The sequence below is a fragment of the Streptomyces sp. NPDC087845 genome (genome assembly GCF_044742755.1).
In the GTDB taxonomy this organism is placed as follows: domain Bacteria; phylum Actinomycetota; class Actinomycetes; order Streptomycetales; family Streptomycetaceae; genus Streptomyces.
Window position 1 is genome coordinate 301,977 of record NZ_JBIUVC010000002.1, and the last position, 25,211, is coordinate 327,187.

Here is a 25,211-nt window from a genome sequence, read left to right on the forward strand (position 1 = left end):
ATTACGCACTCAGTCTACCCCAGGTAGACTGAGTGCATGAATCAGCGGATGGGCCTGCGGGAACGCAAGAAGGAACGGACTCGGGAGACGATCTCCGAGACGGCGGTCCGCCTCTTCCTCGACAAGGGCTTCGACCAGGTCTCGATCACCGAGATCGCGGAGGCGGCGGAGATCTCCCGGCGGACCCTCTTCGCGTACTTCCCGACGAAGGAAGACCTCGTACTGCACCGGTTCGCCGACCACGAGAGCGAGGCGGCCCGGACCGTGCGCGCCCGGCCGGCCGGTCAGCCGCCGCTCGACGCCCTGCGGGACGCGATGCTGCGCGCGCTGGCGGCCCGCGATCCGAACACCGGGCTGAACGACGAACCCGAGACCATGGCGTTCCTCCGGATGGTCACCGGCACCGAGAGCCTGTCGGCGCGGCTGACCCGGTACGCCGTGCGCGGGATCGACGCGCTGGCGGAGGCGCTCGGGCAGGCGGGAGCGGATCCGCTCGTCGCCCGCCTGGCGGCCGCCCAGGTGGTCGTGGTGCAGCGGGAACTCGCCCTCATGAACTGCGCGTGCCTGGCGCGCGGCGAGTCCGCGGACGACCGGTACCCGGAGGCCGTCCGGGCGGCGCGCCAGGCGTTCGACCTCCTGCGCGACGGCCTGGGAGCGCGCGACTGAGGGCTGTCCCGCACGCGTGATCGACGGGAGTGTCCGCCAGTGGGCGCCGAACTCGGCGTCGGCAGCGGCGCAGGCACGGCTTCTGGTACCGGCCGCCCGCTGCGGGACTCTACGGCCGGAGCCCCCGGCCACCCATGCAGTCGTTTCCGAACGTGTCGAACATGCCCCTGACTGTCACGTTGAACGAAGACCCCCTCGCGCTTCTCAGGCTTGGCCGCCGCTTCTACAGCCGCCCCATCACCTCGTTGAACGCCACGCTCCACCCCTCCTCCGGACCCCCGTTGTCCTCCGCCCTCGACACGAGCAGGACCCTCGCCGGTACGCCGGACGCCGCGTAGGCGGCGAGCTTGTGGTGGCCGTCCAGGATCGCGGTGACCAGGAAGCGCTCGTCGTGCTCGGCCTCGACGCAGACGTCCTCGACCCAGGCGAGGGCCAGGGCGGCGGGACGGCGGCCCGCCGCGATCGCCGAGGTGTACCGGGCCACCGTCTCCGCGTCGAGCGCGTCCAGTGGCTGGGACGGGAGCAGCACGCCGTACGTCGGGGTCTCGCCGGGGATGCGGTCGCGCAGCTGGAAGTGGTCGGTGCCCGGCCAGTCGCCGAAAGCGTCTTCGCCGTACGGCTCGGCGTCCACGCGCAGCTCGTGGCGCCGGGCCCACCACGACGCCGCCGGGTCGGTCACCCGCTCCACGGCGAGGTCGGCCAAGTGGGCGCGGTAGTGGCCGGACGGGAGCTCCCCGATGAGGGGAGCGGCCGCGTCGAGAACGCCGGCTCCCAGGTCGTCGGCGTCGGCCAGTGCGGTGCGCAGGCGGTCCGCACCCTCCCGGGCCGCCCGGGGCGGCCAGCCGAGGAGATGCATCGTCGTCTCGCAGGTGCCGCAGTCCGAGCCGACGCGGTAGACCGACTGCCCGTCGATACGGAGGGATTTGTCCCAGCGGGGCCAGAACGAGCCGGGCGTGGGCGGGTCGTAGTCGATTCGGATCCGGCCCCGGCCGTCGTCGAGGGCGAAGCGCGCGCGGCGCGGGGAACAGGGCGTGACGGGACCCATCGACGGCGGGTACCGGTGGTCGAGTCGGTGATCGACTCGGTCGTCGAGTCGGCGCTCGGACCAGACGCGGTGCAAGAACTCGCTGTAGTTGCCGTTCGGGGGAGCCAGGGGCAGCAGCGGGTCCTGGCCCGTCAAGGCGACCAGGGCATGGTGCACATCGCCCGCCGGGGCCCGCTTCTCCTCCAGCTCCCGCAGGAGGTGGGGTATCGCCGCGGGGTCGTCCAGCAGCTCCAGGGCCACGACGAAGGCGCCGTGGTCCAGTCCCGTCAGAGCGGGCAGCCGTCGCGCGATCGGGACCGTCCACTCCCGCGCCCCGAGCCGCCCCAGCGCCAGGGCCGCGCGCCCGCCCAGGGTCTTGTTCTTCAGCAGGGCTCCGAGGAACGGTGCGAAGCCCGGGTCGCGCGACAGGCCCATCGCGTCCACGAGGGCTTCCACCGCGCCGAGTTCCTCGGCGAGCCGGTGCAACTCGGCTGCCGGAATCCGGAGTTGCCGCTGCACCGCCGTACGCAGCAGATCCTCCGCGCCGTCGCCGCCGCTCACCCCCAGCAGGCGCAGGAGCACCGGATCGCCCCGTTCGCCGGCGCACCGGAGCAGCCACGCGAGGTGGCGCCGCTCATCCTTCGACGCCTGGCCGTAGCGGGCCTCGACGGCGGCGGGCAGGTCGGCCGGCGCCTCCTCGGTCAGCGCGAAGAGAGCGCTCCAGATGTCGTCCGCCGCGAGCACCGCGTCCAGGCGCGCCCATGTGGTGCCGTCCATGTCCCCCACCCCACCCCGCTCACTTCACTTCTTGGCGTGCTCGCCGACGTAGAACAGGATCCAGATGAAGCCCGCGAAGAGATGCGTGGCGAAGACGTAGACGAAGACGCGCAGCGCGACGCCGCGCTCCTTCCAGCGCTCGCTCTCGCTCACCGTGCCCGCCTCGTCGTCGGCCGGGGGCGCCTGCGGCCCTCCGTACTGCGTGTCCCGTCCAGGGTACGGAAAGACGGAGGCGGGGCCACGGAATAGGTCAGGGGGGCGCCCCGTTGTAAGGTGTGCTCACATAGTTCAACATTCAACAAGCTGGAGGCGGGCGCCATGGAGTTCGGGATCTTCACCGTCGGAGACGTGACCACCGACCCGACGACCGGCAGGACACCGAGCGAGCACGAGCGGATCAAGGCCACCCTCGCCCTCGCGCAGAAGGCGGAGGAGGTCGGCCTCGACGTCTTCGCGACCGGCGAGCACCACAACCCGCCGTTCGTCCCGTCCTCCCCGACGACCACGCTCGGCTACATCGCCGCCCGCACCGACCGCATCATCCTGTCCACGTCCACGACGCTGATCACCACCAACGACCCGGTGAAGATCGCCGAGGACTACGCGACACTCCAGCACCTCGCGGACGGCCGCGTGGACCTGATGATGGGGCGCGGCAACACCGGCCCGGTCTACCCCTGGTTCGGCAAGGACATCCGCCAGGGCATCCCGCTCGCCATCGAGAACTACGCCCTGCTGCACAAGCTGTGGCGCGAGGACGTCGTCGACTGGGAGGGCAAGTTCCGTACGCCGCTCCAGTCCTTCACCGCGACCCCGCGCCCGCTGGACGGCGTCCCGCCGTTCGTCTGGCACGGCTCGATCCGCTCCCCGGAGATCGCCGAGCAGGCCGCGTACTACGGCGACGGCTTCTTCCACAACAACATCTTCTGGCCCATCGAGCACACCAAGAAGATGGTCGACCTCTACCGGCGGCGGTACGCGCACTACGGGCACGGCACCGCCGAGCAGGCCGTCGTCGGCCTCGGCGGCCAGGTGTTCATGCGGAAGAACTCGCAGGACGCGGTACGGGAGTTCCGTCCGTACTTCGACAACGCCCCGGTCTACGGGCACGGCCCTTCCCTGGAGGACTTCTCCCGGCAGACCCCGCTGACCGTCGGCTCCCCGCAGGAGGTCATCGAGCGGACCCTGTCCTTCCGGGACGCCGTCGGCGACTACCAGCGCCAGCTGTTCCTGATGGACCACGCGGGACTGCCGCTGAAGACGGTCCTGGAGCAGCTCGACATCCTCGGCGAGGAGGTCGTCCCGGTGCTGCGCAAGGAGTTCGCCGCCCTGCGGCCGGCCGGAGTCCCGGACTCCGCCCCCGTACACCCGGCCGTCGCCGCCCGCACGGCCACGAAGGAGGTCTGACCGCCGTGTCCAGAGAGTCCACCGTGTTCGTCACCGAGCCGCTGAGGATCGTCGCCGTGTCGGCCGGGCTCAGCAGCCCCTCGTCGACCCGGCTGCTGGCCGAGCGGCTGGCCGGCGCGGCCCGCGAACGCCTGCTGGCCGACCAGGACCGCGCGGTCGAGGTCCACATGATCGACCTGCGCGACCTGGCCGTCGACATCGCCAACCACCTGGTGACCGGATTCCCGCCGAGCGCCCTGGACGAGGCGGTCAAGGAGGTGACGGGGGCGGACGGCCTGATCGCAGTCTCGCCCGTCTTCACCGCCTCGTACAGCGGACTGTTCAAGTCGTTCTTCGACCTGATCGACAACACGGCGCTGACCGGCAAGCCCGTCGTCGTGGCGGCGACGGGCGGCACCGCCCGCCACTCCCTCGTGCTGGAACACGCGATGCGCCCGCTCTTCGCCTACCTGCGGGCCACCGTCGTACCGACCTCCGTGTACGCGGCGTCGGAGGACTGGGGCTCGTCCGGCGACGAGTACACCGACGGCCTGCCGTCCCGCATCCGGCGCGCGGGCGGCGAACTCGCGGCCGTGATCGCGGGCGGCCGGGCGTCCTCCGGGGCGCCGAGGGCCCTCGGGCTCGACGACGAGGTCGTGCCGTTCGAGCAGCAGCTCGCCGACCTCCGGCTGGACTGATCCGGCCGCCGGACGGACCCGAGCCGGCCGCCGACCGGACCGAGCCGGGCGGACTGGACCGGACGCCGACCGGACCGAGCCGGGCGGACTGGACCGGACGCCGACCGGACCGAGGGGACCCACCGCTCGACGCTCTGTCCGGTTTGATTAGAGTTGATCCGAAAGATGCGCCGTGCAGGGCTTTCTCGCACGACGCCTCTGCGCACTGAGCCGAACCGAGCTGGAGGCAGAGATGGGCAGGATCGTGGTGGGCGTGGACGGCTCCGAGTCGTCGATCAAGGCGCTGCACTGGGCCGTACGCCAGGCGGAACTGACCGGCGACACGGTGGAGGCCGTCAACAGCTGGGAGTACCCCGCGACCAGCTGGGCGTCCATGATGCCGGGCATGCCGGAGGACTTCGACCCGCAGGCCCTGGCGACCGTGTCCCTCACGGAGGCGCTGGAAGAGGCCCTGGGCGCCGAGGGCGCGGCCGAGGTCAGCAAGGTCGTGGTGATCGGCAACCCCGCCCAGTCCCTGCTGGAACGCGCCAAGGGGGCGAACCTGCTGGTCGTCGGGGCACGCGGCTACAGCGGCTTCAAGGCGACGCTGCTCGGCTCGGTCAGCCTCCACGTCACTCAGCACGCACCGTGCCCGGTGACGGTCGTACGCGACTGAGCGCGACCGCGAGCAGATCAGGACATGGGGACGGGCCCGCGCCGAGCGCGGGCCCGTCCCCATGTGCCGGATGTCCCGATGCGCCGGGAAGCGCGCTCACGTCATGCGCCGGGAGGCGCGCTCACGTCTTCTCGTGCGTGTAGAAGATGTAGAACGCCGTGATGAACATCCCGAGGCCGACCGCCAGTCCCAGCGCCGAGGACCGCAGCACGCTCGAATCGGTCAGCCCGACCAGCAGGCCGATCGCCGCGGCCGTCAGCACGCCGTACGCCACCGCCCGCACCAGGGGCAGCATGGCGTGCTGGATCCGGCCCAGCCCGAAGCACAGGGCGGCGAGCACCACCGCGGTGATCAGGCCGTACCAGAACTGCCGGCCGCCGCTCGCACCGTGGTTGCGGAGGATGAACGACGCGTAGAGGCCGTACGCCGCGCCCAGCGTGGCGGGCACGGCCCAGGCGTACGCGCTGTGCCGCCGGGCGCGGGACCGGCCCCGGGCCCGTCCGCGGGACGGCATCGCTGCATGAGTGGCCATGGCGGAGAACTCCTTCCGTCGCCCTCTTCGTCCCTCCAGAGCACACCCGGCCGCGCCACCCGGCAACTCGGATGGCGTACGGACCGCGGCACACCGCTTCCGTACGGGATTCCCTGGAGGGATGCGGACGTATCTTTCGGCGGCTCGGACGGTGGCGGTGCTGGTGCTGCTCGCCGTGCTCGTCCCGGTGAGCGCGCTCTCCGCCTGGGTGGACCTGGAGATCGACGACACGGACCGCTACATCACCGCGGTCGCCCCGCTCGCCTCGGACCCACAGGTGCGGAGCACCGTCGCCGGCCTCATCACCGACGCGACGATGAAGCAGGTCGACGCCGGTCCGCTCCAGAGCACCGTGCGCGACTTCCTGCACCAGGCGGTCATGTCCTTCACCACCACCGACGCCTTCCGGGCCGCGTGGAGCGCCGCCAACCGCACCGCCCACGAGGCCGTCACCGCCGCGCTGAACGGCAACACCGGCGAGGCCGTCACCATCGACCTGGCCCCCGTGACCCGGCAGGTCAGACAGAACCTGGAGGGGAACGGCGTGCCGTTCGCCGACCGGATCCCGGTCCAGCACACCGACATCACGCTCATCTCCGCCGACCGCGCCGACCAGCTGCGCCAGACCTTCCGGTGGCTGCGCGCCTGCAGCGTCTGGCCCGCCGTGGGCACGGTCGTGTTCGCCGCCCTGACGGTGCTCGTGCCCTGGGTGCGCGGCGGACCGGGGCGCGGGCGCTCCGCACGCGCCGCGCTCACGGCCACGGCGGTGGCCGGGTTCGGTTTCGCGCTGGGGGCGCTCGTGCTGCGCACGGTGATCGCGATCGCCCGCGCCCGGGTGCTCGCCGAGGTGCCGGACAGCGAGACGGGCGGTGCGGCGGCGGTCTACGACGCGCTCACCGGCTCCCTGCGCACGACGGTGTGGATCGTGTTCGGGACGGGGCTGGCGGTGGCGCTGTGCGCGGTGTTCGGGCGGCTGTGGGCGGCCCGGCGGCGGCCGGGTCCGTAGCGGCCCGGGTTCGACGTGCGGCGGCGGACGGGCCGGGGAAGAGTGGTTCTCGTGACTGCCGGATCGGGGGCGACTGAGAGGTCTTCCGCATGCGAGCCATAGCCGTCGGCGCGTTCCGGGCCGACCCCGCACTGGTCGAGTTGCCCAAGCCCGAGCCGGAAGCCGGCGAGGTACGGGTCAGGATCGAGTACGCCGCACTCAACCCCTGCGACTGGCAGGCCGCGCAGGGCACCCTGGACGACGGTTCCGCCCCGCGCGTGTTCCCGCTGGTCGTCGGCGTGGACTTCGCGGGCCGGGTGGACATGATCGGCAGCGGCGGGAACCGCTTCCGGGTCGGCGACCACGTCTTCGGCCGGGTCACCACTCCGGAGACCGGCGCCGGCACCTACTGCGACTACGTGTCCGTACCGCAGGACTCCGCCATCACCCACGTCCCGGACGGCCTCTCCCTCCGGACCGCGGCGGCACTGCCGTCCGCCGGGATGGCGGCCGCCCAGATCCTGGAGATCTCGGTGCTCCGCGGCCACGAGAGCCTGCTGGTCATCGGGGCGGCGGGCGGCGTCGGCAGCTGTCTGACCCAGCTCGCCGCGGCCCGCGACATACGCGTGATCGCGGCCGTGCGCGGTGACGAACACCAGCGGATGGCGGACCTGGGCGCCGCCGTCACGATCGACACCACGGACCGCCCCCTCGAAACCGCGGTACGGGAGAGCTGCCCGGACGGCGTCGACGCACTCGTCGACCTGGTCTCCACCACCCCGGACGCCTTCGCAGCCCGTGCCGCGCTGGTACGCGGCGGCGGGATCGCCCTCACCACGCGGGGCGTCGCCGCCGGGGCCGCGCTCCCCGCGGACGTGACCGGCATCGACTTCCGGCTCGAACCCACCCCGGTCCTGCTCGACGTCCTGGCCGCGGGCGCCGCCGAGGGCGTCCTGCGCGTGCCCATCGACATCGAACTCCCGCTGGAGAAGGCCCCGCAGGCCCTCGACCGGAACCGGACGGGCGGCGCACGCGGCAAGACCGTCATCGCACTCTGAGCCGAACCGTCCGCAAGCCGTACCGTCCGTACGCCGAACCGCCCGTACGCCGACCCCGCACCGTTTCGAACCCGAGGGAGCCCGCACCGTTTCGAACCCGAAGGAGCCGAGGGAGCCGAAGGAGACGCCATGGACGACCGGGAACGCGACATCGAGCACAACATCATCGACAACATCGGCGGACTCATCGCCGAGGAACGGGAGCTGCGCGACCGCTCCGCCCGGGACACGGGCCTCACCGAGGACCAGAGATCCCGCCTGCGTACGGTGGAGGTCCGGCTCGACCAGTGCTGGGACCTGCTGCGACAGCGCCGCGCCCTCAGTGAGTTCGGCGAGGACCCGTCCGCGGCGAAGGTCCGGCCGGCCGACGAGGTCGAGGACTACCGGGGCTGAACGCACGACGCAGGGGGACGCATTGACCGACACGGAGGCCGGATCCGGGCGCAGGCGCACCGCACCGCCCCCCTGGCTGCTGAGCGGACTCCGCCCCCAGTCGTCCGCACCCGTCCCCTGGGCAGCGGCCGTCCGCGCCTCCCTCGCCCTGGCCGCCCCGCTCACCGTCGGCTTCGCGCTGGAGCGGCCCGCGTACGGCGCGCTCGTCTCCATGGGGGCGCTCTCCGGCGTCATCGGCGACACCGCCGACGCGTACCGGATGCGCATCCTCAACATCGCGGTGCCGCAGCTGTTCGGCGCGCTCGGCATCATGCTGGGCACGCTGGTGTTCGGGACCGGCTGGGCGGCCGTCGCCGCGCTGACCCTGGTCGGGCTGGTCTCCGGCATGATGTCGACGATCGGCGCCGTGGCCTCCGTGTCCGGGCTCCTGCTCCTGCTCAACGCGGTGGTCGGCGCCGGACTCCCGCTGCCCGCCCCCTGGTGGGTGGCACCGCTGCTGCTGACGGTCGGCGGCCTGTTCGTCCTCACCATGACGCTGCTGGCGTGGCCGCTGCGCCGCAAACTGCCGGAACGGGTCGCGGTCGCGGGCACCTACCTCGCGGTCGCCGACCTGCTCGCCGCCGCGGGCACCGACGCGTACGAGGAGCGGCGGCAGGCCGTCACCCAGTCCCTCAACACCTCCTACGACCTGATCCTGGCCCGCCGGGCCCGCTACCACGGCCGCAGCAACGCCATGGTGCGGCTCCTCGCCCAGCTCAACGTCGTCATCCCGCTCGTCGAGGCGGCGCCCGCGGTGCACGTCCGCCGCTGCCCGCTCCCCGACGAGATCCCGGCGGCGGTACGCGAACTGGCCGGCGCCGTCGAGGAGAGCCGCACCGGCGGCGCCGCACTCACCCTGCCCGCCCCGGACTCCCCCGCCACCCGGGCGGTGGACGGCGCGCTGCGGCACGCGGCGGTCGTCGTGCACAAGGCCGACCCCGACCCGTACAACGTCGACGACCGGCTCGGACGCCCCGCCGCGCTCGGCGTGCGCATCCGGCGGACCACCCGCGACGTGCTGCTCTCCGGGGCCTCGTGGCGGTACGGGCTGCGCCTGGCCCTCTGCATCGGCCTGGCCCAGGCGCTGACCTCGCTGGTCCCGGTGCCCCGCTCCTACTGGGTCGCGCTGACCGTCACGTTCGTCCTCAAGCCGGACTTCGGCTCGGTGTTCTCCCGGGCCGTGCTGCGCTCGGTGGGCACGGCGGCCGGTCTCGTGATCGCCGCACCGGTGCTCGCCGCGGTCCCGATCGGGTGGTGGGACGTACCGGTGATGGTGGTGCTCGCCGCACTGATCCCGGCGCTCACGGCAAAGGGGTACGCGTTCCAGACCGCGGCCATCACCCCGGTCATCCTGCTCCTGTCCGACCTGCTGAACCACCAGGGTTTCCACCTGGTCTGGCCGCGCTTCCTGGACAGCCTGATCGGCTGCGGCATCGTGCTGGTGGCGGGCTACCTGCTGTGGCCGGAGAGCTGGCACGTCCGGGTCGGCCACCGGCTCGCGGACGCGGTGGCGGACATCGCCGACTACGTGGCGTACGCGTTCGGGCCGGACGGCTCCGGCGACCGGGCGGAACGGGTGCGGGCCCGGCGCCGTATCTACCGCGATCTGTCCGTCGTACGTTCCGAGTTCCAGCGCGCCCTGACGGAACCGCCCCCGGTCGGCGCTCGGGCCGCGGCCTGGTGGCCGCTGGTCGTCGCGGTCGAACGCATCGTGGACGCGACGACGGCGGCCCGGGTCCGCGTCGACCACGGAGCGCCGGAGCCACCCGCCGCGGAGGTGGCCGGGATCCAGCAGCAGCTGCGGGAACTGGCGGACGGCATACGCGCGAGCGAGACCCTGGTCGGGGTACGCGCGGAACTGCCCGGCGACGAGGAGGGGGTACTGGCTCCGCTGCGCCAGGAGGTGGCGGCGGCGCGGGCGATCGCGTCACCGCAGCCGTAGCCGCAGCCGTAGCCGCGGCCTTGGCCGCGCGCCCATCGAGCCCGCCGAGGCACGTCCTCAAGCCTGCCCGAGGCACGTCCTCGGACCCGTCGGGCGCTTGAGGGCAAACAGCCGTGGACGACCCCGGTCAGTCCGTGGGCCCGGACCCCCGCAGCCGCTCCATCTCCCGCCGGTCCCGCTTCGTCGGCCGCCCCGCGCCCCGGTCCCGTACCGGAACCTGGATCGCCGCCTCGCGCGGCGGCGGGGGCGGGCTGTTGTCGATGAAGCACTCCGCCGCCACCGGAGGGCCGACCCTCTTCTTGACGAGCTTCGACACGACGACGATCCGGTCCCGGCCCGCGTGCCGGAGCCGTACCTCGTCGCCGACGCGCAACGCCTGGGCGGGCTTGGCGCGCTCGCCGGCGACCTTCACATGACCCGCGCGGCAGGCGGCAGCGGCCTGCGAACGGGTCTTCGTCAGCCGGACCGACCAGATCCAGACGTCGACCCGAACGCTTCCCTCCGCCTGCGGCGCCTCACCGGAAACCATGCAGCCGACTCTAGTGCGGCAGACGCGTGGCGTCGGCGGCCGTACCGGTCGCGCCCTCGACCGCGGCCGTCAGCTCGGTCATGGGATACGTACCGACGCGGCCGGGGCTGGTGCCGCCGTTGTCGGTGTTGCAGTACTCACCGAGAATCAGGTGGTCGGTGGGCGGTGTTGCCCGGGTCGAGGTCCATGATCTTGCGCAGGTCGAAGACCCGCATGCCGTTGGCGGTGTCGGCGACGTACAGGTAGGTGCCGCACCAGACCATGCCCCGGCGTGAATGCCGTTCCGGTTCCCGCGAAGTCGTCCTGCTCGCCCTCGGGTTCGTTGTCGAAGCCGCCGTCCGGCATGCCCTCGTTGCCCGGTACGGGGTCGTCCGCGGCCGGCGCCGCGGGCGGGCGAGCGGATGGACCACGCGGAGGACGGAACGGCGCTTGCAGCGGCTGCCGGCACGAGGCCGGAAAGCACCGCCCCGGCCACCACGGCACAGGCCGCGAAACGCGTTCTGCGAGATCGTTTCCCCACGTGGGAGCCCTTCTTGACAGCACATGCGGGTAAACGGACAACGGTGTGCCCGATCACTTCTCAGGCACACCGTCCGTTCACGCTGACAAGGCAACTCGGGACCGGGTGCGCACATTTGAACGACGTACATCAGGTCCGCACCGCGTACGCACAGGGCTTGGTCGGAGCCCGGTCGCAGTTCGGTCGCGGCTCAGTCGCCCCGCGGGCGGGCCGCGCCGCCGAACGGCCGGATCCGGCCGCTAACCTTACGTATCCGCCCTGGCCAGGGATGAATTCCCACAGGTCGGACATTCATCGCACCCAACTCACGCGAAAGGCCTCGCCCATGGGCATTCGGAGCTTGCTGCGCAAGGTGTTCGGCCGCGACCGCGCGGAGCAGGACGCGTCGGCGCCGGCGCCGACGGCCACGGTCCCGCCCCAGACCGAACGCACCGCGCCCGCGGAGTCGGAGCCGGTCACGGCGACGGTGGACGAGCCGGCCACGGAGACCGCCCCGGCCACCAAGGCCTCGGTCCCGGCCCCCGCCTCGCCCCGGTCCGTCACCGGCGACAGCGGTCTGGCGTCGGACCTGGTGGCGGCGGCCTTCGACAAGGCGTCCCTGCCCACGGTCCCCTCCCAGGGCTCGGCCCCGAAGCCGAAGCCGGCGGAGGCCGCGGAGCCGGAGGCTGCGGAGATCGAGGCCGCAGAGACCGACAAGGACGCGGCCGAGGCCGAGGCCACGGAGCCGGAGACTGCGGAGACCGAGGCCGCAGAGACCCACAAGGCCGCGGCCGAGGCGGTGGCGGAGCCTGCGGCGCCGGTGGCGGAGCCTGCCGCCGAGACCGAGCCGGAGCCGGTCGCTGCGAAGGCGGAGCCGGAGCCTGCCGCCGAGACCGAGCCGGAAGCTGCGGAGCCGGTGGCCGAGGCCACGGCAGTCGCCGAGGCCGAGGTCGAGATCGAGGCCGCCACCGTTGAGGCCGAGACCGCCGACCCCGAGCCGGAGGCCGCACCTGCCGCCGAAGCCGGGCCGGAGGCGGCGCCCGAGGCGGTCATCGCCGAGACCGAGCCCGCCGAAGCCGAGGCTGAGCCGGTCACTGCCGAGACCGAGCCCGAGCCGGTCGTCGCCGAGAGCGAAGCCGCCGCCGAGCCGGAAGCCGAGCCCGTCACCGCCGAGACCGAGACCGCCGCCGAGCCGGAGACCGCCGCCGAGCCCGAACCGGAGGCGGCACCCACCGCCGAGGCCGAGCCCGAACCCGAGGCCACCCCCGCGCCCGCGCCCGCCGAAGCCGAAACGACCCCGACCCCGACCCCTACCCCCGCAACCCCCAACACCCCCAACACCCCCAACACCCCCGCAACCCCCGAGCCCGCCACCGCCCTGGCCCAGGTCGAGGCCGGTGCACCCGGGCTCGTCGAGCCGTACAAGGCCGCCCAGGCCGCACTGAAGGCGCACGGGCTGGCCGGGCTGCGTGCCACCGTCTATCTGGTCCTCGACCGCTCCGGCTCCATGCGGCCGTTCTACAAGGACGGCAGCGCCCAGCACCTGGGCGACCGCACCGTCGCCCTCGCCGCGCACCTGGACGAGAGCGCCGCCGTTCCCGTCGTCTTCTTCTCGACCGACATCGACGGCACCGGCACGGTCGAGCTCACCGCCCACGAGGGCCGGATCGACGAACTGAACGCGGGCCTGGGCCGCCTCGGCCGTACCAACTACCACCGCGCCGTCGAAGAGGTCGTCGCGCACTACGAGAAGTCGGAGGCGACCGGCCCCGCGCTGGTGATCTTCCAGACGGACGGCCCGCCGGACGCCAAGCAGCCCGCCAAGCAGGCGCTGGCCGACGCGGCGCGGCTGCCGCTGTTCTTCCAGTTCGTCGCGTTCGGCGACGTGGACGCGAAGGGCTTCGACTTCCTGCGGAAGCTGGACGTCCCGAACGCCGGGTTCTTCCACGCGGGCCCCGCTCCCCGCGAGGTCGCCGACACCACGTTCTACGCCGAGGTCCTCGCCGCCCTCCCCGCCTGGATCGAGGCGCGCGAAGCGGCGACCGAGGGCTGATCCACCGGCAGGCGTACGGTCACGGCGAGCCCGCCCGCAGGGCCCGGCACCGCCGTGACCGTACCGCCGTGCGCGACAGCAATAGAACGCACGATCGAGAGACCGAGCCCCGAGCCCCGCCCCATCCGGTCCTTGCCCTCACCCCGCCGGAACGGCTCGAACAGCCCGGGGATGTCCGCCGCGTCGACCACGGGCCCGGTGTTGCGCACCTCCAGCAGCGCCCCGTCGCCGGCCGTCACCAGCGACACGTCCACCGTCCCGTCCGGCACGTTGTACGTGACGGCGTTGGCCAGCAGATTCGCCACCAGCTGGGCGAGCAGCAGCCGGCTGCCCCGTACCGCGCAGGGCCCGGCTTCGACGTTCACGCCCGGGTGCAGGGCCGTCTCCTCCGCCACCACCTGCGCGAAGTCCACCGCTTCCCGCTCGCTCGCCGCGAGCCCCCGTTCGCTGCGCGCCAGGACCAGCAGCCCCTCGATGAGCCGCTCGCTGCGCCGGTTGTTGTCCAGGAGCGTCTGCCGGGTCCGTACGAGATCCTCCTGGGACGGGTCGTCCAGACCGATCTGGATCGCGGCCCGCTGGGTGGCGAGCGGTGTGCGCAGTTCGTGCGAGGCGTTGGCGATGAACCGGCGCTGGCTGTCGAACGCCTTCTCCAGCCGGGCCAGCAGCGCGTCGAGCGTGTCGCCGAGCTCCTTCAGTTCGTCGTCGGGGCCGCTGGACGCGATCCGTTCGTGCAGGGTGTGTTCGGAGAGCCGGCGCGCCTTCGCCGTCATGGCGTGGACGGGCCGCAGGACCCGCCCCGCGGTCCACCACCCCACCGCGACCGCGCAGGCCGTCATGACGAGGAGCGCGGCCACGGACCACACGAGCAGCTGGTGGCCGGCCGCGTCGCTGACGTGGTCGGTGAGGTCGTAGACGGTGGGCGGTCCGAGGCTCCGCCGGGTGATGAGGGGGCCGTTCACCGCGTAGCCGGGCTGGACGACCGCGGCCGTGCGGGCGATGGCGCGCGCCTGGGAGTCCGTACCGGCGCGGGAGGCGAGGTTGACGGTGGTGAGCAGCGCCGTCCCGAGCACCAGGAACACCCCGCCGTACACGAGTGCGATCCGGGTCCGGATCGTGGAGTGCTGGACGTGCGGGACACGTCGAACGCGCCGGATGCGCCGGACCGACGGGTCGCGCGGCGAGCGCTTCACAGGGCGTACCCCACTCCCTGCACCGTACGGATCAGGGCCGGCTCCCCGAGCTTCCCCCGCAGCTTGCTCATGCAGACGCGGACGGCGCCGGTGAACGGATCGGCGTTGGCGTCCCAGGCCCGCTCCAGCAGTTCCTCCGCGCTGACGGTCCCGCCGTCGGCCTCCAGCAGCAGCTGGAGCACCGAGAACTCCTTAGGCGAGAGGTCCAGCTCCCGCCCTTCCCGGGAGGCGGTACGTCGCACGGTGTCGAGCCGGATGCCGTACCGCTCCAGCTGCGGCGGTACGGGGCGGGCGCTGCGCCGCCGCAGCGCCCGTACCCGCGAGACCAGCTCGGGGAACTCGAACGGCTTGCCCATGTAGTCGTCGGCGCCGAGATCGAGACCGGCGACCCGGTCCTCCATGGAACCGGCGGCGGTGAGCATCAGAATCCTGGTCCGGGAGCCGTCGGCGACCAGCCTGCGCGCCACGTCGTCACCGTGCACCCGCGGCAGATCGCGGTCGAGGACGACGACGTCGTAGTCGTGCAGCCCCAGGTAGGCGAGGGCGGCATCGCCGCTGTACACCGTGTCGACGGCGAACCCGGCCCGCCGCAGCCCCGTCGCGACCAGCTCCGCCAGGATCTCCTCGTCCTCGGCGACCAGTACCCGCATCGTGATGTCCCCTGCCTCGTGCATGCGCGTCCACTCCCTCCCAGGATGCGTCTTTGTTACTGGAAGGCATGTTTCGCAAAGGTCTCCGCCACTCTCCGCCGTTCTTCGCCACTCTCCGCTGCTCTTCGCTGCTCTTCGCCGCGCTCTGCCGCCCGTCGCCGCTCCCCGACCTCTCTTCGCCGCTCCCCAACCTCTCTTCGTCGCTCCCCACCGCTCCCCGCCGCCCGTCGCCGCTCTCCGCCGCCCGCCGTGCCCGGGGCCCGGCCTTATCCGTGTGAGTCGATCTCCCGCAGGCCGTTAGGATTTCGACCATGGCGGCCACTGGATCCGAGAAGCAGGGGGCGACGGCGTACTACGTCTCGACCCCCATTTACTACGTCAACGACGCTCCTCACCTGGGCCACGCCTACACGACCGTCGCAGGCGACGTGCTCACGCGCTGGCACCGCCAGCGCGGCGAGAAGGTGTGGTACCTCACCGGCACGGACGAGCACGGTCAGAAGATCATGCGCACTGCCGAGGCGAACGACGTCACCCCGCAGGAGTGGTGCGACAAGCTCGTGGAGGAGGCCTGGAAGCCCCTCTGGGAGCACCTGAACATCGCGAACGACGACTTCATCCGTACGACGGAGAAGCGGCACACCGACCGGGTGCAGGAGTTCGTGCAGGACCTCTACGACAAGGGCGAGATCTACAAGGGCGGGTACGAGGGCCCGTACTGCGTGGGCTGCGAGGAGTACAAGCTCCCCGGCGACCTCATCGAGGACGAGAACGGCGTCAAGCTGTGCCCGATCCACAAGACGCCGGTGGAGATCCTCAAGGAGGAGAACTACTTCTTCAAGCTGAGCGCGTACGGCCCGAAGCTGATGGAGTTCTACGCGAACAACCCGGGCTTCATCCAGCCCGAGTCCGCCCGCAACGAGGTCGTGAACTTCGTCAGGCAGGGCCTGCAGGACCTCTCCATCTCCCGCTCGACCTTCGACTGGGGCGTCCCGGTGCCGTGGGACGAGAAGCACGTCATCTACGTGTGGGTCGACGCCCTGCTGAACTACGCCACGGCGGTCGGCTACGGCGCCAACCAGGAGAAGTTCGACGGGACCTTCCCGGCCGACGTCCACCTGGTCGGCAAGGACATCCTCCGCTTCCACGCGGTGATCTGGCCCGCGATGCTGATGGCCCAGGGTCTGCCGCTGCCGGGCCGGATCGCGGCCAACGGCTGGCTGATGGTCGGCGGCGAGAAGATGTCGAAGTCGAACCTGACCGGCATCAAGCCGCAGGACCTGACCTCGCACTTCGGCGTGGACGCGTACCGCTGGTACTTCCTGCGCGCCATCGCGTTCGGCAGCGACGGCTCGTTCTCTTGGGAGGACTTCTCCGCCCGCTACACCTCCGAGCTCGCCAACGACTACGGCAACCTCGCCTCGCGCGTCGCCGCCATGGTCGGCAAGTACTTCGGCGGGGCGCTCCCGGAGGCCACCGCCGAGAGCGACGCCGAGAAGGCGGTCCAGGAGGGTCTGGCGAAGGCCGTCGCCACGGCCGACCGGAAGATCGGCGAGGAGCTGGACTTCCAGGCCGGCATCCTGGCGATCTTCGAATTCGTGAAGCAGGTCAACGGCTACATCACGGAGCAGGAGCCCTGGAAGGTCGCCAAGGACACCTCCCCCGAGGGCCAGGCCCGCCTCGCGACGATCCTCTACACGGCCGCCGAGTCGCTGCGCGGTGTCGCGGTCCTGCTGAACGCCGTGATGCCGGAGACCTCGCAGAAGCTGTGGGACTCCCTCGGCGCCCAGGCGTCCCTGGGCGCGCTGTCCGACCAGCGCGTACAGGACGCGGGCACGTGGGGCCGGCTCCCGGTGGGCACGACGGTGACGAAGGGCGCGGTACTGTTCCCCCGCCTGGAGGAGAAGCCGGCGTAACCGGCACGTACGCACGGGGAAGGGCCGGGACCGATCGTGCGGTCCCGGCCCTTCCCCGTACCCGGTTCAGTGGACCCAGTTCTTCAGCGGCTCGGTGTCCAGTTCGATGCCCACGGGGTCGGGCAGCTCGACGGTCTTCCCGTAAGGAACTGTCACCACCTGCTCGTACCTCACCCCGTCAGGCAGAGCCTTCGCTCCTGGTTTCCCGTTCACGAACTCCAGCCGCGGTGCTTCCTCCAAGCGAGCGAGGTGCCGGGCGAGATCCTCGAAGGCCTCCTGCGTCAGCGCACCCTGCTCGCCCGCGCGCATCATCGCCTCCTGAAAAACCCGGGCTTCCTCCAGCGTACGGGCCCGCCTCCCGGCCCGTACCCCGTTCACCGCTCCAGTGCCTCCGCGTCCCCCATCACCACCACCGGCTTCTTCTCCGGGTCGAGGAGGCGCAGCAGTTCCTTCATCCGGTCCATGGGGAGCGAGATGCAGCCCTGCGTCGGGCCGCCGTGGTCGACGTGGATCCAGATGCCGCCGCCGCGTTCCTTGCCGAGCGGGCGCTCGGGGTCCAGAGGGGAGGCTCCGGGGACCCGGTTGTAGTCGACGGCGACGACATAGTCGAAGGAACCCTCCAGCGGCTCCCCGTCGAACCCTTCACCGCTCACCGCGAACTCCGGGCGCTGCTCGTACGGGAACGCGGTCCCCGGGGGTTCGAACAGGCCGCCCCCGGCCGTCAGTCCGTAGACCCCGACCGGGGTGCGGAGGTCGTTCTCCCAGTGCTCGTCGGTCCACCCGTTCAGGGCGTTGTGGGCCGGCCAGCGGGACGTGGCCGCACGCCAGCCCCCGGCGGGATCGTCACGGGTGTACAGGACGGCGGTGGACAGACTGGAGTCGTAGGAGTCGCCGGTGACGACGAGCGCCTGCCGGGAGTCCGCCGGGATCCCGCCCCTGGTCCGCGGCCCCAGCACGGGGATCTCGCTGGGGCGGACGCGCGGCGCGCGCGGACCGGGGGCGGCCCGTTCCCGTACCCCGTCGGCCTGGGGGCCCGCGACACCGGCGGTGGCCGTGGCGGCGGCCCGGACCTTGCGGGTCCCGGTGGCGGTCTGGGAGGTGTCGCCGCAGGCGGTGAGCAGCAGGATGGCGGCGGCACACGTTCCGGCGCGGACGGCGTACGGGGGACGCCGGGCGGCCGACGGACGGGTCACGGACACGGACACTCCTCAGCGGTCGTGGGGGAAGGCGGCACAGGCGGGCTCCCCGTCACACTTCGTCCCGCCGAACCCAGTTAACGCCGCGGCCCCCGTGCGCGAATCCGCACGAGGGCCATACGGCGGTACCGGCCGGGGGGCGCTGGGCGCCGCAGGCCGGGGGCTGAGGGCCGGTCAGAGATCTGTGCCGTCGTGCGTCTCGTCCGGGTCCACACCCATGGTGATCGAGCCGACGACGCCGCGCGCCATGTGACGCTTGCGGTAAGAGAGCCTCATCAGCCCGCCCGTGACCCCGCTCTGGTCGTAGATGGTGTCCTCGGTGAGGGTGGTACGGGTGGTGGTGCTGGTCGAGTACGGCTCGATCTCCGCCGAGTCGAGGACCGCGGACTCCGCGAAGAAGAGCTGCCCGGTGTGGCAGGTGTGGCCGCCCTCGTACCCGGCGTCGGTCATCTTCCCGCCGACGTGCACCTTGGTGTGGATGTGCACGCAGCGCCCCTGGTACCAGCCCGGGAAGATCGTCCTGAACTCGGCGTACCCGTGCTTGTCGGTGAGCTGGGTGCCCCGGAGATAGCGCTCGTCGTCGGTGGGCTCACTGTGCCCGCCGCCCCCGCCACCGGGGCCGCCGGACGGGGGTGCTCCGGTGAGGGTACCGGTGGGCGCGTCGGTGGGCGCACCGCTGGGCGCACCGCTGGGCGGCGTACCGCCCCCGCCGGGGCCGCCAGGGCCACCGGGCCCGCCGGAGCTCATCGCCTCGTAGCCGGAGTAGATCCCCAGCGCGTCGCAGTGCCAGATGTCGACGGCCGCGTGCGCGACCGGCTTGCAGGTGTCGGAGTCGATCACCTTGAGCCGGAGGGTGAGGGGGATGCCCTCCTTGTCCTCGGTGATGTCCTTCCGGAACTTGTCGGCGTCGATGTAGTACGGCCCCTCGGTGGTCTCCGAGGTGAGCCGGTAACACGCCTCGCCCGGTCCGCCGCCGGACTTCTTCGCACCGGCCGTGTCCTCGTCGGCGGACGCGGTGGCGACAGCCCCGGCTCCGATCCCGGCGGTCACGATCGCCGCACCCCCGGCGAGCACCACCCTGCGACGCGTCATGTCCTTCTTGTGCGCGGGCCCTTGAGTCTCTGTCATGAACGGCGAGGCTAGGCAGGGAAGTTGGGAGGGGCGTGTGTGCGGGCTGTGCGTTGCTGTGAGGCCGCGAATGTCACGCCTCGCCGAACCGCCCGCCCTTCACACCCCCCAGGAGCCGGCCCAGCTGATCCGGGGTGACCGCCAGCTCCGTACCGGGGTCGTCGCTCTCGCGCAGGCGTATCAGGCTGTTGTGTGCGGCGAGCTCGACGCAGTCGTTCCCGTCACCACCACCGGAGAAGGACGACTTCTGCCAATGGGTCCGCATGGTCATACCGTTCCTCACACATTCTTCGACAGTCGGTGGATGAAGTCCCGCGATTGCTGTGGGTCGAGCGCCGCGCTCTCCACCTTATGCAAAAGTGTTCGAAACCTGTCGAGCTGAGATTCCGCATCAACGAATGCGGTCCCGTGCGGGGCGTCCCGCACCACGGTGTCCAACTGCGGTACCGCACCGCCCGCGTACATCATTGCGCTGCTGGCGCCTGCGAAACCATCCACATCAAAGGGAACGACCCGCACAGACACAAGCCCGGACGCGGAAAGCTCCAGAATCCACTCAAGCTGCGCACGAACCGCAGCACGGTCACTCACCCTGATGCGCAGCGCTGTTTCATGAATCACCGCCGCGTAGGGCGTGGGCGTGCCCCCGTCGAAGATGACCCGCCGAGCCATCCGGTGGGCCACCCTGGCAGCAAGATCCTCTTCCGCCAGTTCAGGCACCATGTAGGCAAAGACTGCCCTGGCGTACGCCTCCGTCTGAAGCAACCCCGGCACATGAATGACCGCGACATCACGCCGGGACACAGCATGGTGCTCCAACTCCGACAGATCGAGGAAGGCCGCCGGCAATACGTCCCGGTACTGTTCCCACCAACCACGTGTGCGCTCTGTCGCCATGACTGCAAGGGCGTCGATCAGGCTGTCGTCCACGCAGCCGTACTGTGCCGCCAGCAAACGCAGCCGTGACTCGCTGACACCGGCGATCCCAGCTTCCACCTGGCTCATCTGCGCCGAGGTCGACCCCAGAGCGCCCGCAGCCTCCCTGGCCGTCATCCCGGCCGCTTCGCGCATTCTGCGCAGTTCAGTACCTACTCGCACCTGACGCGCGGTTGGTCGACTCCTCGGCGGCATGAACCACTCCTCGCCTCAACATCCGTCCCGGAGGACCGTGTTGAGCCCACCCGTTCGGGTGCCAGATTACGCCACAGCCTTGCGTAGGCATAAATTAATGCCTTACGTTCTGCGACGTATCACAGACGCAGCGAAATCACCTCCGGAAGCGCACCGCCCCGTCATGCCACGGCGGGCGCGACAGGCCACCGCCCACAGACCGCCGCGCCCCACAACCACTCGCGCACCAAACGGAGTTCCCGTATGCCGAACTCGCCTGTGAGCACCGACGCTCCATGGGAGTACACCCTCTACATCCCCCACGAACCCCGCGCAGTCACGGTCTCCCGCCGCACCCTGCGCCTGATCCTCACCCTGCACGGCCTGCTTTCCCTCTCCGAGATCGCCGAGCTCGTCGCCACGGAGTTGGTCGGCAACGCGGTACGCCACACCAAGGGGCCGGCCGCGTTGCGCCTGCGCTGGGCGGGCCGCGTACTGCGCATCGGCGTCTGGGACGCGGCCCCCACCCCACCCGCGCCGCCTCTGCACCCGTCCGCAGAAGCGGAGAACGGGCGCGGTCTCGACCTGGTCCGCAACAGCGCGGACGGCTGGGGCTGGTATCTGCTCAGCAGCACCGGCGATTCGGGCAAGTACGTCTGGTGCGAGCTACTGGCTTCGTAACGTTCAACCATGCGGCGTCACAGAGCTCGGCGGCAGGATGCGCGTCCTCAGTTTCAAGCAGTCCGACGGCCATGGACCAGATTCGCAATCCGCCGCAACCGCCGCACAGGCATCGACCATTCATCGCATCCTGATCATCCAACCAACGCGGATGGAGGGCCACATGACACTCAGGTTCATCGGCACCACATCGGAGCACGGCAACTGCCCCACCCTGTATGGAGTCGTAGAGACCGGCGACATCCTCGTTCAGGGTGAGAAGGAGACCAACCCGGAGCATCTGACTCAGCTTCGTGACGTCAAGGAAAGCGAGACGTTCGTCGTCATCCCCCGTGAGCTGCTGACCCGCTTCGCCCCCAAGGAGTGACATGCCTTCCCTCGTCCCCTTCGAGGAGATCGTGCATCTCTTCGAAGAATTCGACCACACCGCATGGCGGTTGGAGACCCAGCGCGGCTACGCCACCGACCGCGTCAGTCGGAACTGGGCCCGTTTCCAACGAGGGGAGAGTCTGGGATACGGCCCGAGCAGCCCGTGGCACGCAGCGTTCGCGAGAAAACTCAGCAGGGAAAGGTGTTCGCACGAGTGCGCCTGGTCGATGCCCCACCCACCGAAGGCCAACGATTCCTTTTGGCCAGCGGGCTGGGCAACGTAGAGGCTGGCGAGGACATCCGCAACCTGCACCGGACCGACGCTCAACGTATCGGGCTACCTGAATTCGACTTCTGACTGTTCGACTCACGCCTTCTGGCACGTTTCCACATCGATGACCAAGGCGTGACCTCGGGCGTGGAACTCATCGACGATGCCCCCGCTGTCCTTCGAGCCTGCCAGGCCCGAGATGCTGCCTGGCATCACGCGATCCCTACAAAGGAGTTCCAGGCGCAGGTACCGTCAACTGCGTGAGTACGGACTTCCAAGCCGGGCGGGTCGCCCTTGGTGCACGGCTGCGTGAACTGCGCACCGAGGCCGGCCTCAACAGCAGGGAGGTCGCAGGGACAACTCGGCTGACATTGGCGGCAAGTGTCCCGGTTGGAAAAGGGGAAGTAGACCATCACGGCCGATGGCTTCGATGCAATTGGCAGTCGCGGCCAGCGACGTCTCAGAAGCTGACTCTGCACGAGCAATCCGCACCCGGACCGTCAGCCGCCGAGTAGCCTCCATGCCACACGCCCCCATCGCCGACGTCAAGCCATCCCAGAGCCCGGAAGCGCGACCGTGCCGCCACACCAGAGGAGCGCTTTGATCCCAATGTCGCAATTCAAAGAAGTAGGTAAAAACAGCCACCGCATCACCTAAACCCGCAGGTCAGGAACTCTGCTCCCCGCGCACGCGGGGATGGTCCCGTGGTCGGCGAGGTTGACGGTCGGGATCGTCTCTGCTCCCCGCGCACGCGGGGATGGTCCCAGGCCACGGCCGCCGCCACCGTCCGGGACATCCTGCTCCCCGCGCACGCGGGGATGGTCCCCGTGTCCAGTCGAGCCCGTCGTGGGCAATGCGCTGCTCCCCGCGCACGCGGGGGTGTCACGCCTACTGCTGCGTGCATTCCCGTTCAATTACATTGCGCGGAAAGTTAGTCACTGCGCGAAAGGAACCCGATACCTCGACAGTTCCGCAAGGTCGGTACCAACAGCGGGAACAACGGCTGCCCGACCCTCTACGAAGCCAGCCCGGATGCACACGTCGTGCAGGGAGTTCGCATTTCCGATCCCACTGAGCTCACCCAGCTTGACAACCTCACGGCAGAGGAAGGCGCCGTTGTGGTTCCCCGCGAACTCCTCGCGAACTTCGGCCCCAAGGAGCCTGTGCACGTGCCTCAATGGATCACATTCGACGAGTTCGACGGCATGTTCACCACCCTCAAGCACAGCGCCTGGCGGATGGAGAGCCGGCGGCTCTACGCATCCGACGAAGCCACCGAGACGTACGCGCAGTTCGCACGTGGCAAGGCGGTGACCTGGGACCTCGACGACCCGTGGTGCGTCGAGCGACGTGAGCAAGCTGCCTCTGGGAAGCGGTTCGAGCGGGTGCGGATCCTTGACGAGCCCGCCACTGAGGGACAGCTCTACCTCCTCGACAATGCCCGCCGGAACACGGCGGTCGGCGAGGACATCCGGGCCCTCACTCGGACCCGTGCCAACCAGCTGAAGCTGCCCTGCGAAGACTTCTGGATCTTTGACTCACGCGTTGTCGCACTTCTCCACTTCGACGACAACGACCGGATGACCGGGGTGGAACTGGTCACAAACCCCGTAGAAGTCGTTCGGTACGCGCAAGTTCGCGCGGCCGCGTGGCACCACGCCACTCCGTACGATCAGGTGCGCGGTAACTTCGGTTTGTGAGCACGGACTTTCAGCAGGGACGCACGTCGCTCGGCGCGCGGCTTCGGGAGTTGCGCGCCGAGATTACCGGCCGTGAACTCGCAGATCGTCTCGGTTGGGCGCAGTCCAAGGTGTCCAAGCTGGAGACAGGGCGGCAAACCGCCACGGCTGCGGATCTGAAGGCGTGGGCCGAAGCCACAGGCTGCCGGATGCCGCGTACAAGACGCTCATCGACCACACCTTGGCCTGCGGCAACTGCCGCAGAGGAGCCCCCTGCGCCACAGCCGCACACCTCGGCCGCTCCTGGCGAAAGGCCCGCCGGTGATGTGCGACCGCTGACTCTGCTGCGCAATTCCGTGCGGGGTGACGGTGGGCGCGGGGTGATCGTCCGTGCGGTCGTTGTCCTGTCATGCGGCGGTGGGGGTGATGCGGATGTCGATGCTGCCGAAGGGGCTGCCGGAGGTTCCGGCGCAGACGGTGGCGGTGGCCCGGGCGGCGTTCCCGCGGGGGAGCCTGGCGATGCGGGTGCGTGATCGCCTCGCGGAGGTCTTCGCCGACGAACCAGTGCGAGATCCCGCCGCCGTCCTACAACCACGAGGCTCTGCTCGAACGAATGCGGCAGATCAACGAGGTCGTCTTCGAACTGCACTACCGCTCCCCGGAACAGGACCTCGCACACACGCCCCGGTACCCTGCGGGGCACCCGCCCACGACAACCGCGCGGAAGCCAACCCGCAACGGCGGGAACCTCACGAGGCGTGGGCGCGCAGGGACCGGTCCAGTAGGCAGAGGACGGCGAGCGGCGCCATCGCCAGCGTCGGGAGCACCGTCGTGGCGAGGGCGCTCATACCAGCCCCGGGGCTGCCGAGCAACTGGCCGACCAGCAGGAACAGCACCATGTTGTTGCCGCTGTGCGCCAGGCTCGCCACCCACACGCTCCCGCTGCGCCGGTAGAGCCACCACAGCAGGACCTCCTGGACCAGGAAGGACGCCGTCCACGCGGCGAGCCCGACGGCTCGGTCGCGGAACTCGACGTAGCCGATGAACGCCAGCGGAAAGTGCCAGACCGCCCAGATCAGCCCGGTCGCCAGCACCGACGGCACGGTCCGGCCCCCGAACAGCCGGGGCCGCAGATAGCTGGTCCAGCCGAACTCCTCACCGCAGTACAGAGGGGTGAGCACCGGCACGACCAGCATCAGCGCCGCTACCCCCGCCCAGCCCGGCAGCCCCGACAGCACCTCGCCCAGCGGCGCGAGGTCCGGCTCCCACAGGCCGAGCGCCGCCGCCAGGGCGACCGACGCCGCGGCGATACCCAGCGGGCCGAGCCAGGCGATGATCCAGTACGGCCACGCCTCCCGCAGTCGGAGCCTCAGCCCCGCGTCCGCAAACCCCTCCTTCGTGACCCAGCGGCGCACAACGACCGCCACGATCCCCGGACCGAGGGCGTACGGGAGCTGCAGCAGCGGATTCACCGCCGGCAGCCCGAGCCCCCGCCGGGCGAACAGCAGCCACAGCCACGTCAGACCGAACGACAGGGCCAGGAACACCACAACGCCCCTGCTCCCGGCGGCTCTTGCCCCGCCCTTCTCCATGCCTCGTGCCCCGGGCTCCCCCACGACCTCTGCCCCGACCCCTTCGAGGCCCGCTTCCTGTGCCATGCGCACGCTCCCCACTTCTCCGGACGACGACACGGAGAAAGCTCCCACCCCCGGCCCCGCCCCCGCATCGCCGCCCGGAGCCAACCCCCGCTCCCCCGGAAGAGGCCCCCCACCTGGCTCTTTTGGG

25 protein-coding genes, 4 pseudogenes and 1 CRISPR repeat array are annotated in these 25,211 nt (G+C 70.9%); of the genes and pseudogenes, 16 read left to right on the plus strand and 13 right to left on the minus strand.

The features are described from left to right. The first annotated feature begins 36 nt into the window (after nucleotides 1-36). Nucleotides 37-666 (plus strand): TetR family transcriptional regulator, encoded by a 630-nt coding sequence (locus ACIOMQ_RS06940; protein ID WP_362192819.1) that lies wholly within the window; start codon nucleotides 37-39, stop codon nucleotides 664-666. A 223-nt stretch (nucleotides 667-889) separates the two neighbouring features. Here ACIOMQ_RS06940 and ACIOMQ_RS06945 read toward each other — a convergent pair whose 3' ends face one another. Both ACIOMQ_RS06945 and ACIOMQ_RS06950 read right to left on the minus strand, forming a co-directional pair. Next, entirely contained in the window at nucleotides 890-2,467 is a 1,578-nt protein-coding gene (locus tag ACIOMQ_RS06945; RefSeq protein ID WP_402188150.1) for a hypothetical protein, read from the minus strand. 24 nt (nucleotides 2,468-2,491) lie between these two features. Then, nucleotides 2,492-2,620: a DUF6126 family protein gene (locus tag ACIOMQ_RS06950; RefSeq protein WP_362192816.1), complete on the minus strand. Its 129-nt coding sequence runs from the start codon at nucleotides 2,618-2,620 to the stop codon at nucleotides 2,492-2,494. Between the two features lie 165 nt (nucleotides 2,621-2,785). On the opposite strand from ACIOMQ_RS06950, the gene ACIOMQ_RS06955 reads away from it, so the two are divergent. The 3 genes from ACIOMQ_RS06955 to ACIOMQ_RS06965 all read left to right on the plus strand — a co-directional run bounded on the left by ACIOMQ_RS06955 (nucleotide 2,786) and on the right by ACIOMQ_RS06965 (nucleotide 5,206). Then, a complete protein-coding gene (locus tag ACIOMQ_RS06955; RefSeq protein ID WP_389793349.1) occupies nucleotides 2,786-3,874 on the plus strand; it encodes an LLM class flavin-dependent oxidoreductase in 1,089 nt (362 codons plus the stop codon). Between the two features lie 23 nt (nucleotides 3,875-3,897). After that, entirely contained in the window at nucleotides 3,898-4,551 is a 654-nt protein-coding gene (locus ACIOMQ_RS06960) for an FMN reductase (protein WP_362193706.1), read from the plus strand. 232 nt (nucleotides 4,552-4,783) lie between these two features. Further along, complete coding sequence (locus ACIOMQ_RS06965; protein WP_362192810.1) at nucleotides 4,784-5,206, plus strand: universal stress protein; 423 nt, start codon at nucleotides 4,784-4,786, stop codon at nucleotides 5,204-5,206. Between the two features lie 121 nt (nucleotides 5,207-5,327). Here the strand turns inward: ACIOMQ_RS06965 and ACIOMQ_RS06970 are convergent, their stop codons facing one another. Beyond that, nucleotides 5,328-5,738: a hypothetical protein gene (locus tag ACIOMQ_RS06970; protein ID WP_362192807.1), complete on the minus strand. Its 411-nt coding sequence runs from the start codon at nucleotides 5,736-5,738 to the stop codon at nucleotides 5,328-5,330. Between the two features lie 121 nt (nucleotides 5,739-5,859). Here ACIOMQ_RS06970 and ACIOMQ_RS06975 point away from each other — a divergent pair, with 121 nt between their 5' ends. From ACIOMQ_RS06975 to ACIOMQ_RS06990, 4 genes are all read left to right on the plus strand, one after another. After that, entirely contained in the window at nucleotides 5,860-6,744 is an 885-nt protein-coding gene (locus ACIOMQ_RS06975) for a hypothetical protein (protein WP_402188152.1), read from the plus strand. A gap of 89 nt (nucleotides 6,745-6,833) precedes the next feature. Then, entirely contained in the window at nucleotides 6,834-7,781 is a 948-nt protein-coding gene (locus ACIOMQ_RS06980) for an NADP-dependent oxidoreductase (protein WP_401262161.1), read from the plus strand. 129 nt (nucleotides 7,782-7,910) lie between these two features. Continuing rightward, nucleotides 7,911-8,174 (plus strand): DUF2630 family protein, encoded by a 264-nt coding sequence (locus ACIOMQ_RS06985; RefSeq protein WP_401985971.1) that lies wholly within the window; start codon nucleotides 7,911-7,913, stop codon nucleotides 8,172-8,174. Nucleotides 8,175-8,196: 22 nt separating this feature from the next. After that, on the plus strand, nucleotides 8,197-10,155 hold the full coding sequence (locus ACIOMQ_RS06990) for an FUSC family protein (protein ID WP_362192795.1): 1,959 nt from the start codon (nucleotides 8,197-8,199) through the stop codon (nucleotides 10,153-10,155). 127 nt (nucleotides 10,156-10,282) lie between these two features. Here the strand turns inward: ACIOMQ_RS06990 and ACIOMQ_RS06995 are convergent, their stop codons facing one another. Continuing rightward, nucleotides 10,283-10,684 (minus strand): RNA-binding S4 domain-containing protein, encoded by a 402-nt coding sequence (locus ACIOMQ_RS06995; RefSeq protein ID WP_362192792.1) that lies wholly within the window; start codon nucleotides 10,682-10,684, stop codon nucleotides 10,283-10,285. Nucleotides 10,685-10,821: 137 nt separating this feature from the next. Then, nucleotides 10,822-10,947 (minus strand): hypothetical protein, encoded by a 126-nt coding sequence (locus ACIOMQ_RS07000; protein ID WP_362192789.1) that lies wholly within the window; start codon nucleotides 10,945-10,947, stop codon nucleotides 10,822-10,824. A 582-nt stretch (nucleotides 10,948-11,529) separates the two neighbouring features. Here ACIOMQ_RS07000 and ACIOMQ_RS07005 point away from each other — a divergent pair. Continuing rightward, nucleotides 11,530-13,236: a VWA domain-containing protein gene (locus ACIOMQ_RS07005; protein WP_402188154.1), complete on the plus strand. Its 1,707-nt coding sequence runs from the start codon at nucleotides 11,530-11,532 to the stop codon at nucleotides 13,234-13,236. Here the strand turns inward: ACIOMQ_RS07005 and ACIOMQ_RS07010 are convergent. Beyond that, nucleotides 13,170-14,390, minus strand: coding sequence for an ATP-binding protein (locus tag ACIOMQ_RS07010; protein WP_362193703.1), 1,221 nt, complete (start codon nucleotides 14,388-14,390; stop codon nucleotides 13,170-13,172). The two genes, ACIOMQ_RS07005 and ACIOMQ_RS07010, sit on opposite strands and share 67 nt — an antisense overlap. Before the next feature lie 32 nt (nucleotides 14,391-14,422). After that, nucleotides 14,423-15,076: a response regulator transcription factor gene (locus ACIOMQ_RS07015; RefSeq protein WP_362193700.1), complete on the minus strand. Its 654-nt coding sequence runs from the start codon at nucleotides 15,074-15,076 to the stop codon at nucleotides 14,423-14,425. A gap of 311 nt (nucleotides 15,077-15,387) precedes the next feature. On the opposite strand from ACIOMQ_RS07015, the gene metG reads away from it, so the two are divergent. Next, on the plus strand, nucleotides 15,388-16,992 hold the full coding sequence (gene metG / locus ACIOMQ_RS07020; protein WP_402188156.1) for a methionine--tRNA ligase: 1,605 nt from the start codon (nucleotides 15,388-15,390) through the stop codon (nucleotides 16,990-16,992). Between the two features lie 66 nt (nucleotides 16,993-17,058). Here metG and ACIOMQ_RS07025 read toward each other — a convergent pair. The 5 genes and pseudogenes from ACIOMQ_RS07025 to ACIOMQ_RS07045 all read right to left on the minus strand — a co-directional run. Next, nucleotides 17,059-17,175 (minus strand): annotated as a pseudogene (locus ACIOMQ_RS07025) (Uma2 family endonuclease); the annotation flags it as partial. Between the two features lie 191 nt (nucleotides 17,176-17,366). Next, nucleotides 17,367-18,185, minus strand: a complete 819-nt coding sequence (locus tag ACIOMQ_RS07030; protein WP_362192780.1) for a L,D-transpeptidase family protein — start codon at nucleotides 18,183-18,185, stop codon at nucleotides 17,367-17,369. A 177-nt stretch (nucleotides 18,186-18,362) separates the two neighbouring features. After that, on the minus strand, nucleotides 18,363-19,316 hold the full coding sequence (locus ACIOMQ_RS07035) for an intradiol ring-cleavage dioxygenase (protein WP_402188158.1): 954 nt from the start codon (nucleotides 19,314-19,316) through the stop codon (nucleotides 18,363-18,365). Between the two features lie 73 nt (nucleotides 19,317-19,389). Further along, nucleotides 19,390-19,587 (minus strand): DUF397 domain-containing protein, encoded by a 198-nt coding sequence (locus ACIOMQ_RS07040; RefSeq protein ID WP_362192774.1) that lies wholly within the window; start codon nucleotides 19,585-19,587, stop codon nucleotides 19,390-19,392. A gap of 8 nt (nucleotides 19,588-19,595) precedes the next feature. Next, entirely contained in the window at nucleotides 19,596-20,447 is an 852-nt protein-coding gene (locus ACIOMQ_RS07045; RefSeq protein ID WP_362192771.1) for a helix-turn-helix transcriptional regulator, read from the minus strand. A gap of 243 nt (nucleotides 20,448-20,690) precedes the next feature. Between ACIOMQ_RS07045 and ACIOMQ_RS07050 the strand changes: the two genes are divergently transcribed. From ACIOMQ_RS07050 to ACIOMQ_RS07075, 6 genes and pseudogenes are all read left to right on the plus strand, one after another. Then, entirely contained in the window at nucleotides 20,691-21,107 is a 417-nt protein-coding gene (locus tag ACIOMQ_RS07050; RefSeq protein WP_401985966.1) for an ATP-binding protein, read from the plus strand. Between the two features lie 163 nt (nucleotides 21,108-21,270). Further along, nucleotides 21,271-21,474: a hypothetical protein gene (locus tag ACIOMQ_RS07055; RefSeq protein ID WP_401262148.1), complete on the plus strand. Its 204-nt coding sequence runs from the start codon at nucleotides 21,271-21,273 to the stop codon at nucleotides 21,472-21,474. Between the two features lies 1 nt (nucleotide 21,475). Beyond that, nucleotides 21,476-22,011: pseudogene (locus ACIOMQ_RS07060) on the plus strand (DUF6879 family protein). Next, nucleotides 22,008-22,103, plus strand: a pseudogene (locus tag ACIOMQ_RS07065) (transcriptional regulator); the annotation flags it as partial. The pseudogenes ACIOMQ_RS07060 and ACIOMQ_RS07065, both read left to right, overlap by 4 nt. Before the next feature lie 319 nt (nucleotides 22,104-22,422). After that, nucleotides 22,423-22,634: a CRISPR direct-repeat array (repeat unit 29 nt; unit sequence CTGCTCCCCGCGCACGCGGGGATGGTCCC). A gap of 69 nt (nucleotides 22,635-22,703) precedes the next feature. Next, nucleotides 22,704-23,447 carry a DUF6879 family protein gene (locus tag ACIOMQ_RS07070; RefSeq protein ID WP_402188400.1) on the plus strand — a complete coding sequence of 248 codons (744 nt, stop codon included), beginning with the start codon at nucleotides 22,704-22,706 and terminating at the stop codon, nucleotides 23,445-23,447. Then, nucleotides 23,444-23,629 (plus strand): annotated as a pseudogene (locus tag ACIOMQ_RS07075) (helix-turn-helix domain-containing protein); the annotation flags it as partial. The gene ACIOMQ_RS07070 and the pseudogene ACIOMQ_RS07075, both read left to right, overlap by 4 nt. Nucleotides 23,630-24,175: 546 nt before the next feature. Here the strand turns inward: ACIOMQ_RS07075 and ACIOMQ_RS07080 are convergent. After that, nucleotides 24,176-25,084, minus strand: coding sequence for a lysostaphin resistance A-like protein (locus ACIOMQ_RS07080; protein WP_362192762.1), 909 nt, complete (start codon nucleotides 25,082-25,084; stop codon nucleotides 24,176-24,178). Between the last annotated feature and the right edge of the window lie 127 nt (nucleotides 25,085-25,211).

What these genes read in the sequence shown, in the direction of transcription:
- ACIOMQ_RS07015 (WP_362193700.1), bottom strand. Translation starts at nt 15,076, where the DNA reads ATGCGGGTACTGGTCGCCGAGGACGAGGAGATCCTGGCGGAGCTGGTC.
- ACIOMQ_RS06985 (WP_401985971.1), top strand. Translation starts at nt 7,911, where the DNA reads ATGGACGACCGGGAACGCGACATCGAGCACAACATCATCGACAACATC.
- metG (WP_402188156.1), top strand. Translation starts at nt 15,388, where the DNA reads ATGGCGGCCACTGGATCCGAGAAGCAGGGGGCGACGGCGTACTACGTC.
- ACIOMQ_RS07040 (WP_362192774.1), bottom strand. Translation starts at nt 19,587, where the DNA reads ATGACCATGCGGACCCATTGGCAGAAGTCGTCCTTCTCCGGTGGTGGT.
- ACIOMQ_RS06965 (WP_362192810.1), top strand. Translation starts at nt 4,784, where the DNA reads ATGGGCAGGATCGTGGTGGGCGTGGACGGCTCCGAGTCGTCGATCAAG.
- ACIOMQ_RS06940 (WP_362192819.1), top strand. Translation starts at nt 37, where the DNA reads ATGAATCAGCGGATGGGCCTGCGGGAACGCAAGAAGGAACGGACTCGG.
- ACIOMQ_RS06955 (WP_389793349.1), top strand. Translation starts at nt 2,786, where the DNA reads ATGGAGTTCGGGATCTTCACCGTCGGAGACGTGACCACCGACCCGACG.
- ACIOMQ_RS06945 (WP_402188150.1), bottom strand. Translation starts at nt 2,467, where the DNA reads ATGGACGGCACCACATGGGCGCGCCTGGACGCGGTGCTCGCGGCGGAC.
- ACIOMQ_RS07045 (WP_362192771.1), bottom strand. Translation starts at nt 20,447, where the DNA reads ATGCCGCCGAGGAGTCGACCAACCGCGCGTCAGGTGCGAGTAGGTACT.
- ACIOMQ_RS07055 (WP_401262148.1), top strand. Translation starts at nt 21,271, where the DNA reads ATGACACTCAGGTTCATCGGCACCACATCGGAGCACGGCAACTGCCCC.
- ACIOMQ_RS06995 (WP_362192792.1), bottom strand. Translation starts at nt 10,684, where the DNA reads ATGGTTTCCGGTGAGGCGCCGCAGGCGGAGGGAAGCGTTCGGGTCGAC.
- ACIOMQ_RS06975 (WP_402188152.1), top strand. Translation starts at nt 5,860, where the DNA reads ATGCGGACGTATCTTTCGGCGGCTCGGACGGTGGCGGTGCTGGTGCTG.
- ACIOMQ_RS07000 (WP_362192789.1), bottom strand. Translation starts at nt 10,947, where the DNA reads ATGGTCTGGTGCGGCACCTACCTGTACGTCGCCGACACCGCCAACGGC.
- ACIOMQ_RS06970 (WP_362192807.1), bottom strand. Translation starts at nt 5,738, where the DNA reads ATGGCCACTCATGCAGCGATGCCGTCCCGCGGACGGGCCCGGGGCCGG.
- ACIOMQ_RS07080 (WP_362192762.1), bottom strand. Translation starts at nt 25,084, where the DNA reads ATGGCACAGGAAGCGGGCCTCGAAGGGGTCGGGGCAGAGGTCGTGGGG.
- ACIOMQ_RS07005 (WP_402188154.1), top strand. Translation starts at nt 11,530, where the DNA reads ATGGGCATTCGGAGCTTGCTGCGCAAGGTGTTCGGCCGCGACCGCGCG.
- ACIOMQ_RS07035 (WP_402188158.1), bottom strand. Translation starts at nt 19,316, where the DNA reads ATGACAGAGACTCAAGGGCCCGCGCACAAGAAGGACATGACGCGTCGC.
- ACIOMQ_RS06980 (WP_401262161.1), top strand. Translation starts at nt 6,834, where the DNA reads ATGCGAGCCATAGCCGTCGGCGCGTTCCGGGCCGACCCCGCACTGGTC.
- ACIOMQ_RS07050 (WP_401985966.1), top strand. Translation starts at nt 20,691, where the DNA reads ATGCCGAACTCGCCTGTGAGCACCGACGCTCCATGGGAGTACACCCTC.